The organism is Massilia sp. Masssp93, from assembly GCF_059491295.1.
In genome coordinates this window covers 3,343,603-3,354,087 of record NZ_CP168502.1, presented here as the reverse complement: position 1 = coordinate 3,354,087, position 10,485 = coordinate 3,343,603, and the positions used below count along the sequence as shown (strand labels likewise).

Here is a 10,485-nt window from a genome sequence, read left to right as displayed (position 1 = left end):
GCGAAGGAAACCTCGATGAAAAACAAAGCTGACTGGCTGCTGCCGGCCGCGCTGCTCGCCCTCAACGCGATACCGTTCGCGGCCAGCGTGCGGCGGCTGCTGGAACTCGGCACGGGGGCCGCGGTCACGGCGGACAACGCGCGCTTCCTGGCGGCGCCGGCGCCGACGGTGCTGCACCTGCTGTGCGCGAGCACGTTCGGCATCGTGGGCGCGTTCCAGTTCGTCGCGACCTTCCGGCGCCGCCGGCCCGGCTGGCACCGCGCGGCGGGACGGGCGCTCACGGCGTTCGGCCTGCTGGCCGCGCTCTCGGGCCTGTGGATGACCGTGTTCTTTCCCCGCGTCGACGGCGACGGCGCGCTGCTCGACGCATTCCGGCTGGCGTTCGGTGTCGCCATGGCGGCGTGCATGGTGCTCGGGTTCACGGCGATCCGGCGCCGCGACGTCGCCGGCCACCGCGCCTGGATGACCCGCGGCTACGCGATCGGCATGGGCGCAGGCACCCAGGTGGTGGTGCACATCCCGTGGCTCCTGTTGGGCGGCAAGCCGGGGACGCTCGCCCGCGCGCTGCTGCTGGGCGCGGGCTGGGCGATCAACCTCGCGCTCGCCGAATGGATCATCCGCCGCCACGGCGCGCCCGTCGCACGGCGCACAGCCGTCCCCGAATCGCAACGCATCCGGTAACCGCAACCAGCGTCCACGAAAGAGAAAACGACATGAACAATGAAGCCGACCCGGCCACATTCCACAAACTGTATGGGACCAGGACGTCGCGCCTCGTGTACCGCGGCGACGACTTCCCGGACTATCTCCTGATGACCGCGCTGGTCTGGCTCGTCGCCGCCTGCGCCTTCGGCCCGCGCCATCCGCTGGCCTGGATCACGCTCGGCCTGTGCGCCTGGATGGTCTGGGCGTTCCGGGTCCGGCACGGCTGGGAACTGGCCGTGCCGAAGATCGCGCGGCGGCCGCAGGACGCGCTCTACATGGTCGTCTACAAGCTGCGGAACATGCGGCTGCCCTGGATCGTCGCCGCGGCCGCGCTGCTCGTCGAGAACTACGTGATCTGGCGTACGCCCGGCCTGCCGCACCACACGGCGCTGATGCGCCGCATCGCCTTCGGCCTGTTCTACACGCACCTCGCCGTGCTGACGGTCTACCGCAGCGCGATCCTCGTGGCCCACCTGCGCGAGAAGGCGCATGTGCGCGCGTTCCTGATGGAGACCAGCTGGAAGGCGGCGCTGGCGCGGCAGCCGAGCATCGCCATCGAGATCGTCCACGCCTATTGCACCGGCCTGCTGACGCACATCCTGCTGCTCGCGCCCTGGTATCTGGCCATCAGGTACTTCAACTTCTCGCTCGTCCTGCTGCCGCTGACGGTGCCGCTCGGGTTCTACATCCACTCGCGCTTCCTCAAGGTGGTCAACCTGTGGTTCTACCGCGACCACTGGCTCGCGCACCACTCGGAACTCGAATTCCTGTACCTGCACGGCCCCCATCACGACGCCATCCCGAGCGGCTTGATCGGCGTGTCCGGCAACGGCTACCTGGAAGGCGTGCTGCGTCACACGATGGGCGGACCGGGCATCTTCTACAACCCGGTGACCACGTTCCTGATCCACTGCTTCGACGTCAAGGTCGACATCGACGGCCACCAGTTCATCCCCGGCGTCTATCCGCACGTGCCGACCAGCGTCCAGCTGATCAACCAGCATTCCACCCACCACTTCGGCAAGCTCGAGCCGTACAGCCTGGGCCTGAAGCTGGACCAGCCGGGCGTGCCGGAAGAGCTGCTGCGCCGCGCGCGCGTCTTCACCAAGGAGCAGCAGAACTCGGCGGAGCTGGACGAACGGCTCACCGGCTTCAAATGGGACAACCCGCGGTTCCGCCAATACATCGACCTGTACGAGAAATACCTCGCGGTGAAGTCGCGCGAGTCGATTTCCGAGCAGCCCGCGTCTCTTGAACCGTAGAGTCCCGCCATGACACCGATCGACCTGTCTCCCACGCACGGCGCCGCGCCCGCGGTCACCGTCCACGACCGCGGCAACGGCGTCTGCGCGATCCGCATCGGCGCCGCCGATGGCGCCAACGTCCTGACCCGACGCCTCGCCGCCGCGCTGGCCGGCGCCATGGGCGAGATCGAGCGCGCCGGCACCGCCAGGGTGCTGGTCCTCGAAGGCAGCGCGCAAGCGTTCCTGGATGGCGGCAGGGACCACGTCAACGACGCGGTCGCCGAAGGGCTGTTCGCGGCCATCGCCGCGTTTCCCGTCCCGGTGATCGCGGCCATGGCCGGTGCCGCCGGCGGCCCGGGCCTGCTGGCCGGCGCGCTGTGCGACTTCATGGTCTGCAACCGCGACGCCGTGTACCGCTACACGCAACCCGAAGCGGGCCTGTATCCCGGTCCTGCCGAGGACAGCCTGTTCAGCGCGCGGTTCGGCCGCGCCTGCGCGACCGACTTCCTGTATTGCGACACCGGCGCGACCGGCGCGCAGCTCCAGGCGCAGGGCTGGACCTGCGCGTTCCTGCCGCAGGACGAGGTCGAGTCGCATGCGCACGAACTGGCGCAGCGGCTGGCCGACAAGTCCCGCGACAGCCTGCGGCTGCTCAAACGGCATCTTGCCCAGCCTTTGCGCGCGCTGGCCGATGCGCTTGGCGCGGTGCCGGTGCCGACGCCGGCGGAAACGCCCGATCGCGGCCGCGCGGAGATCGTGTTCCCGGTCCGGCACCTGCGGCTCGCCATGCCGGCCGCGGATGTGCTGCACGTCAGCGTCGATCCCGATGCGGACGGGCAGGCCGTGCTGGACGAACTGGGCGCGCTGTTCGGACAGCTCAACGACGGCGCCGCAACCGGGCGCTTCGCGGCGCGCGCGCTCGTCCTGGACAGCGCATGCGACGATTTTCTCCCGGCGCCCGGCACCGGACTTACCGTCGAAGCGGCACTGCGCTTCCACGCGATGCTGCGCGAATCGGCGCTGCCCGTCGTCGCGGTGCCGCGCGCCGGCGCTGGCGGCAAGGCATGGCTGGTCAGCCAGTTCTGCGACGGCGCGGTGTGCGCGCGGGAGGACAGCCATGGCGTATCCGGCCTGCCGCGGGATGCCGGCTGGGCCGCGCTGGCGGCCCGCGTCCTGTCCGCCCGGTTCGGCGACCAGGCCGGCCGCGACATCGCCATGGCGGGCGGCTGCTACGGCGGCGCCGAACTGGCGCGCCACATCGGCCCGATGCCGGTCGCCGCGCGGGACGAGGTCCTGGCGCAGGCGGTCGCACTGGCCGGCCGCTGGGCCGCGTGGCCGCCGGGGACCGTGCTGCTGCGGCGCCTGATCCACGCTGCCGGCGACGACGCACCGGCGGCGTGTGCGCCGGACATGCAGGCCAGTCGGTTGCAGGCCGGCCCGCTGCCGGCCGGCTCCGCGGTGATCCGCGCCACGGTCGACGACGACGGCATCGTGGTCGTGCGCATGGAAGACCGCGACGCGAAAAACCTGTTCTCCCCCGAGTTCGTGCGCGGCATGGACGACGTGTTCCGGCATATCGGCCGGAACCCGGACTACAAGGCCGTGGTGCTGGTCGGCCACGACCGCTACTTCGCCTCCGGCGGCACGCGCGAGGCGCTGCAGGCGATCCAGGAGGGCAGCGCCAGGTTCACCGACCAGCAGACTTACCTGCTGGCGCTGGCCTGCGAGATCCCGGTCATCGCCGCGCTGCAGGGGCATGGCATCGGCGGCGGCCTGTCGCTCGGCCTGTTCGCCGACTTCGTGCTGCTCTCGGAAGAAAGCAAATACCTGAACCCGTACATGGGCTACGGCTTCACGCCCGGCGCCGGCGCGACGCTCATCGTGCCGGACAAGCTGGGGCGCGACATCGGTCTCGAAAGCCTGTTCACGGCGCGCGAAAGCTCGGGCAGCGAATTGAAGGCACGCGGCCTGCGCCTGCCCGTCCACCCGCGCGCCGCCGTCTTCGATGCCGCCATGGCGCTGGCGCGCAAGGTGGCCGCCCATCCGCGCGCCAGCCTGGTCGCGCTCAAGCGCTGCCTGAACCGCGCCATCGCGGAACGCATGGAGCGCAATACCGCGCAAGAGATTGCCATGCACGAGCAGACCTTCGTCGGCCACGCCGGCACGCTCCAACAGATCCAAGCGAACTTCAATCCCATGGATATTCCACAGCCCACCCACGCCCCCGCCGACATCGGCGCCACCATCCGGCAGTTGCTGGCGCAGGAGCTGCACATGCAGGCCAAGGACATCGACCCGGACACCGCGTTCGTCGACCTCGGCCTCGATTCGATCACCGGCGTCACCTGGATGCGCCGGATCAACGAGACGTACAAGACGTCGATCCAGGCGACCAAGGTCTACAGCCATCCGACGGTGAACCAGCTTGCGGCCTACGTTGGCGAGGCCGTCGCGGCGACGGATGCGCCGGCGCCGCAGGTCGCGGCGCCACAGCCGGCGGTCGTGCCGGTGGCGGCGCCCGCGCCCCAGGCGCCTGTCCATGCGCTGCCGCCGCCGCAGGCCCGGCCCAGGCTCATGTCGTGGCGCGACCGCAAGCCTTCGCGCCCCGGCGCCGGCACGCGCACCGCGCGCGAGCCGGTGGCCGTGATCGGCATGGCGGGCATGTTCCCGCAGGCGCGAAACCTCGACCAGTACTGGGACAACATCGCGCACGGCCGCAACTGCGTCGGCGAGATTCCGCCGGGCCGCTGGGACATCGACGCGTATTACCAGGCAGGCGATCCGGCGCCCGGCAAGACCAACTCGCGCTGGATGGGCCATCTCGACGAATACGACCTGTTCGATCCGCAGTTCTTCGACATCTCGCCCAGGGAAGCGCTGAGCATGGACCCGCAGCAGCGCGTGTATCTGCAAACCGCCTGGCATGCGATCGAACACGCCGGCTACGATCCGCGCGCGCTGTCGGGCAGCCGGTGCGGCGTGTTCGTCGGCTGCGGACCGGGCGACTACCACCTGCTGTCGCGCGACCTGCAGACGAGCGCCCTCGGCTTCACCGGCGGCGACACGGCCATCCTCGCCGCGCGCGTGTCCTATTTCCTCAATCTGCAGGGGCCGTGCCTGTCGATCGAGACCGCGTGCTCGTCGTCGCTGGTCGCCATCGCGACCGCCTGCGACAGCCTGGTCTCGGGCGGCAGCGACCTGGCGCTGGCCGGCGGCGTGGGCGTGATGAGCGGGCCCGAGCTGCACATCAAGATGGCGCAGACCGGCATGCTGTCGCGCGACGGCAGGTGCTTCACCTTCGACCGGCGCGCCAACGGCTTCGCGCCGGCCGAGGGCGTGGGCGCCGTGCTGCTCAAGCGCCTGTCCGACGCGGAGCGCGACGGCGACAACATCCTGGCCGTGATCCACGGCTGGGGCGTGAACCAGGACGGCAAGACCAACGGGATCACCGCGCCGAATCCGGATGCGCAGACGCGGCTGCAGCAGGAGGTCTACGACAAGTTCGGGATCGACCCCGCCGCCATCCAGATGGTCGAGGCCCACGGCACCGGCACCCGGCTGGGCGACCCGATCGAAGTCGACGCGCTGAAGGCGTCGTTCGGCAAATACACCGACAAGACGGACTACTGCGCACTGGGTTCGGTGAAGAGCAACATCGGCCACTGCTTCACCGCGGCCGGCGTGGCGAGCGTCATCAAGGTCGTGCTGGCGCTGCGCCACAAGCAGCTGCCGCCGACGATCAACTACGAGCAGCGCAACGAGCACATCGACCTGGCGGGCAGCCCGTTCTACGTGAACGACCGCCTGCGTGCCTGGGAACCCGGCGCGGCCGCGCCACGCCAGGCGGCCGTCAGCGGTTTCGGTTTCGGCGGCACCAACGCGCACCTCGTCATCGGCGAATACACGGCCGCCGCCGCGCGGCCGGCGCCCGCCGTCGTCACGGACAACGGCAAGGTCATCTTTCCCTTGTCCGCGCGGACGGCCGAGCAGCTGCGGCAGCAGGCCGCCAACCTGCTGGACTTCATCGGGCGGCACGGCCGCGCCCTCGATCCGCTCGACGTCGCGTACACGCTGCAAGCCGGCCGGGATGCGATGGACGAGCGGCTCGGCATCCTGGCCGCGTCGCTCGACGAGCTGGCCGCACAGCTCCAGGCCTGGCTCGCCGGCGGCGCCGGCGACGGCATCCTGCACGGCCGCGCGAGCGAGGGCCGGGAAGCCACCAGCCTCCTGCGGCGCGATGCCGACATGCGCGAGACCATCGTCGACCGGCTGGTCGGCCAGCGCCAGCTCGCGAAACTGCTCGACCTGTGGATCAAGGGCCTCGACTTCGGCTGGCAGCGTCTCTACGGCAGCACCACGCCGCGGCGCATCCCGCTGCCGGCCTATCCGTTCGCGAAGATGCGCTACTGGATCGACGGCGCCCGCTCCGGCGCGGAGACGAAGCCCGCCGCCGGCGCACCGGCGGCGGCGATCCACCCGCTGCTGCACCGGAATACCTCGAACCTGCGCCAGGTCGGCTACGGCAGTGTGTTCCGTGGCGACGAGGCCTTCGTCACGACGCTGCCGGACGGCGCGAACGCCGTGTCCGGTTCCGCCTGCCTGGAAATGATCCGCGCGGCCGTTGTGCAGGCGTCCGGCGCCGGACCCGCCGCCACCATCGACGTGCACGACCTCGCATGGGGCCAACCTTTCGTCCCCGGCGCGGGCCGGGAGCTGACGGTTGCCCTGTGCGCGGAGGCGGACGGCGCGATCGACGTCGAGATCTATAGCCAGGACGGTGTGGCGGAAACCGTCCATTGCCGGGGACGGGCGATGGTCGGGGGCGCCGCTGGGCCGGATGCCGTCGCGGGCGGCATGCGCGTCGCGCTGCCCGCGCCGGGCGGCGAGGGCTTCGTGCTGCATCCGCTGGTCGTCGAAACCGTCCTGGCGGCGTGGATGGATCGGGAGCACGGCGGGCCGGCCGCCCACGCGTGGCTGCTCGCGGGCGCGCGGCGGGTGCGCATCGCGGGGCCGTGCGTGGGCGCGGCCACGGCGCGCGTCCGCCCGCATGCGGGGGACGCCGCGCTGTTCGATATCGAAGTGGCCGACGAGCGCGGCAACCTGTGCGTCGACATCGCCGGCCTGGCGCTGCGCGTGCTCGCAGGCCGGGCCGTCCAGCCGGCAGCGCCGGCGCCGCAGCCGGCGATCAGCGAAGCGCGGCTGCTGCAGGCGCTCAAGCAGAGCCTCGCGGACGCGTTGTTCCTGGACGTCGCGGACATCCGCGTCGACAAGCCGTTCATCGAACTGGGCCTGGACTCGATCGTCGGCGTCGAATGGGTGAATGCGCTGAACAAGGCTTACGACATCAAGCTGCCGGCCGCGCGCCTGTACGACTACCCGAACCTGGCCGAGCTGGCGGCATACCTGCACGGCGGGATAGCACCGGCCACGCCGGCCGCACCCGCCACGCAACCCGCGGCGCCGGTGCCGGCAAGCGCCGACAAGCCGCTCCAGTCCACGCTCCAGCAGGCGCTGAAGGCCAGCCTGGCGGGTGCGCTGTACCTGCCGGAATCCGAGATCCAGGTCGACAGGCCGTTCATCGAACTGGGCCTGGATTCCATCGTCGGCGTCGAGTGGATCAACGAGATCAACAAGACCTACGGCATCAAGCTCCCCGCGACCCGGCTGTACGACTACCCGAACATCGCCGCGCTGGCCGCGTTCCTGGCGCAGCAGGCGGCGGCGCCGCCCGAAGCCGCCCCGGTCGCGAGCGCGCCCGCGCCGGCGGCCGCCATCGCGCCCGCTGCGTTCCCGGTGCTGGCGCGGGCCGCACGCGCCGCGCAACCGGCGCCGCGCCCGTGTGCCGGGTCTGGCGGCAGGATCGCGGTGGTCGGCATGTCGGGCCGCTACCCGCAGGCGCAGGACCTCGACCAGTTCTGGCAGAACCTCGTCCAGGGGAAGAATTCCGTCACCGAGATTCCGCCGGCGCGCTGGGACGTGAACCAATACTACGACCCGGACCCGAAAAAGGACGGCAAGATCTACTGCAAATGGATGGGCGTGCTCGACGACATCGACTGCTTCGATCCGCTGTTCTTCCGCGTGTCCCCGGCGGAAGCCGAGAACATGGACCCGCAACACCGCCTGTTCCTGCAGGAGGGCTATCGCGCGTTCGAGCACGCGGGCTATTCGGGCAAGGCACTGAGCAACACGAAGTGCGGCGTCTACGTGGGGAACATCGGCACCGAATACGCGGACCTGGTGTCCACATCGGTGGACATCACCGGCAACAACCCGGCGATCGGCGCCGCCCGCATCGCGTACTTCCTCAACCTGAAAGGGCCGGCGATTTCGATCGACACCGCGTGTTCGGCGTCGCTGGTGGCGATCCACCTGGCCTGCCAGGGCCTGCTGAACCACGAGACCGACATGGCGCTGGCCGGCGGCGTGAGCGTCTGGCTGCGTCCCGAAACCTATATGGGGATGTGCAAGGCGGGCATGCTGTCGCCGGAAGGCCGCTGCAAGACCTTCGACAATTCGGCCGACGGCTTCGTGCCCGGCGAGGGCGTGGGCGCGGTCGTGCTCAAGCGCCTGGAGGATGCCGAGCGCGATCACGACGTGATCTACGGCGTCATCGCGGGGTCGGCCATCAACCAGGACGGCAAGACCAACGGCATCACGGCGCCGAGCGTGAACAGCCAGATCGAACTGGAGCGCGACCTGTACGCGCGCTGCGGCATCGACCCGGCGACCATCGGCTACGTGGAGGCCCACGGCACCGGGACCCGGCTCGGCGACCCGATCGAGCTCGAGGCGCTGGCCACGGTGTTCAAGGAGAAGACGGACAGGAAGCGGTTCTGCGCGCTGGGATCGGTGAAGAGCAATATCGGCCACACGTCGGGCGCGGCGGGCGTCGCCAGCCTGCACAAGGTCTTGCTCGGCATGCGGCATCGCACGCTGGTGCCGACCCTGCACGTGGCGAAGGAGAACGCCCTGTTCGATTTCGACGATTCACCGTTCTACGTGTCGAAGCAGGCGCGCGCATGGGACGCGGCCGGCGGCGCGCCGCGCCGCGCGACGGTCAGTTCGTTCGGATTCAGCGGCACCAATGCCCATCTGGTGGTCGAGGAGTATGTGCCGCGGGCCCGCACGCCGGTTGTGGGCGGCGCGGGCACCCACCTCATCCCGCTGTCGGCGCGGACCGGCGAACAGCTGCGCCAACGGGCGCAGGACCTGCTCGCGTTTCTCCGCGCCGGCACGCAGGCGCCGGACCTGGCCGCGCTGGCCGCCACCTTGCTCGCGGGCCGCGATGCGATGGACGAGCGTCTGTGCCTGGTGGCCGGCTCGGTCGCCGAGGTGGCGGCGGCGCTCGACGCCTGGCTCACGGGCGCGCAGGCCGCCGCGCATGCGTACCACGGCAAGGTCGAACGCAGCGCGGACGGCGTCGTCCTGCTGGCGCAGCAGGGCGGGATGGACGCTCTGGTGCGCGACTGCGTGGCGCGCGACGACCTGGCGCAGTTGGCGCAGCTGTGGGTGCGCGGCCTGGACCTGGAATGGCGCCAGCTGCACGGCGCGGCGCAGCCCGTGCGCATGGCCCTGCCGACTTATCCGTTTGCGAAGAAGCGGTGCTGGGCCAACCCCGGCGCCGTGCCGAAGCGTGCGGCCGCGGCGCCGGCGGGCTACCCGCAACTGCGGCGCAATACGGCGGCGCCGGGACAGCCCGGCTACAGCTGCACCGTCGACGCGCATGCCGGCTGCCTGGTCGAGCAGGCGGGCCGCAAGGTGCTGCCTGCCGCCGCGTGTCTCGAGATGATCCGTTTCGCGATGACGGATGCCACCCCCGCCGCCGCGGATGGCGGGCCGCTGCGGCTGGAGTACCTGGCGTGGGGCCGGCCGCTGGTGGCGGGCGACAGGCAGCTCGACATCGCGCTGATGCGGCAGGGCGACGGCGTGGTGAAGTTCGAGGTCTACAGCCTGGGGCTCGACGCCGGCGACGAGATCGTGCATTGCCAGGGACAGGCCAGGTTCGCGCCGGCCGCCGCGGAGCGCATCGATATCGGGCGCCTCCAGCGCCGCGCGGCACAGGAGGCGGACGGCGGATTGCTCGTGCCCGTCGGTCCGCTCACCGGCGCCGCGACGCCGGCGGACGCACTGTTCGACGCCGCGCGGCGGCTCACCGAACGCGCGGATCGCCGTCCCGTGCACCCCGCGCTCCCGTTCGCGCTGGACCTGCTCTGCATCGGACCGGATGCCGCGCGCGCCGCGTTTGCGTGGGTGCGCCATGCGGACGGCGCGCGGCATGACGTCATCCGGCTCGACATCGACCTGTGCGACGCGCAGGGCGAGGTGCTCGTCCAGGCGCGCGGCCTGGCGTTCGACGCCGTCCGCACGGGCGCCGACGTGCCGGCCGCGCCGCCGGTCGCGGGCCGTCCGGCGATCGTGCTGGACGATCCGAAAGGCCCTGGTGCCGCGGCACCGGCCGCGCGTGCGCCGGTGCAGATCACGCTGCACTGAACCATCCCCACCTCCAGTCCGGGCACGCTTTTCGAAGCACGGC

General features: G+C 71.1%; 3 protein-coding genes. All 3 read left to right on the top strand.

Annotated features, from left to right (window positions below):
- The first annotated feature begins 15 nt into the window (after positions 1 to 15).
- From ACEN9Q_RS13630 to ACEN9Q_RS13620, 3 genes are read left to right on the top strand one after another with little or no spacing between them, the layout of a single operon-like run.
- Positions 16 to 681 (top strand): DUF2306 domain-containing protein, encoded by a 666-nt coding sequence (locus tag ACEN9Q_RS13630; RefSeq protein ID WP_495628833.1) that lies wholly within the window; start codon positions 16 to 18, stop codon positions 679 to 681.
- A 32-nt stretch (positions 682 to 713) separates the two neighbouring features.
- Complete coding sequence (locus tag ACEN9Q_RS13625) at positions 714 to 1,967, top strand: hypothetical protein (RefSeq protein WP_495628832.1); 1,254 nt, start codon at positions 714 to 716, stop codon at positions 1,965 to 1,967.
- Positions 1,968 to 1,976: 9 nt separating this feature from the next.
- Positions 1,977 to 10,442 (top strand): beta-ketoacyl synthase N-terminal-like domain-containing protein, encoded by an 8,466-nt coding sequence (locus ACEN9Q_RS13620; protein WP_495628831.1) that lies wholly within the window; start codon positions 1,977 to 1,979, stop codon positions 10,440 to 10,442.
- Positions 10,443 to 10,485: the final 43 nt, after the last annotated feature.

Bases quoted from the DNA above. Each gene is read 5' to 3' on its own strand.
- ACEN9Q_RS13625 (WP_495628832.1), top strand. From the start codon at position 714: ATGAACAATGAAGCCGACCCGGCCACATTCCACAAACTGTATGGGACC.
- ACEN9Q_RS13620 (WP_495628831.1), top strand. From the start codon at position 1,977: ATGACACCGATCGACCTGTCTCCCACGCACGGCGCCGCGCCCGCGGTC.
- ACEN9Q_RS13630 (WP_495628833.1), top strand. From the start codon at position 16: ATGAAAAACAAAGCTGACTGGCTGCTGCCGGCCGCGCTGCTCGCCCTC.